This window comes from Roseovarius atlanticus (assembly GCF_001441615.1).
Lineage (GTDB): Bacteria > Pseudomonadota > Alphaproteobacteria > Rhodobacterales > Rhodobacteraceae > Roseovarius > Roseovarius atlanticus.
Map to the genome: position 1 here is coordinate 1 of NZ_LAXJ01000065.1, position 479 is coordinate 479.

1 protein-coding gene is annotated in these 479 nt (G+C 57.2%); it reads left to right on the plus strand.

What is annotated here, in order from left to right:
* Window positions 1–479, plus strand: a 479-nt coding sequence (locus tag XM53_RS22315; protein WP_057796992.1) for a copper-binding protein, incomplete at both ends; no start/stop codon positions are given.

The following is a 479-nucleotide window of genomic DNA, read 5'->3' on the forward strand; positions in this document are numbered from 1 at the left end:
CGCTTCAACATCACCAACAAGGGTGAGTTGGAGCATGAGTTCGTACTCGACACGGTCGAGCGCAATGCCGAGCACAAGATCGAAATGGCCAAGATGGACATGGAACACGACGATCCGAACCGTATCCGTCTCGATGCGGGCGCGTCGGGTGAGGTTGTCTGGACTTTCGCGAATTCTGGTACGTTCGAAGCAGCATGCCTGATCCCGGGCCACTACGAAGCCGGCATGCACCGTGAGGTCGCGGTCGGTGACCAGATAGCTCAGGCTGACGTGGAGTACACGAGCGGGACCATCAAGAAAATCGACGCGGAGGCCGGCAAAGTCACAATCATTCACGGCCCTCTCGTCAACCTTGATATGCCCGCGATGACCATGGTGTTCCGCGCTGACGAAGCAATGATGGCCAAGATGGCGGAGGGTCAGGAAATCGAGTTCGTTGCCGACCGGGTTGAGGGAAAGCTTACTGTCACGCAGATGAA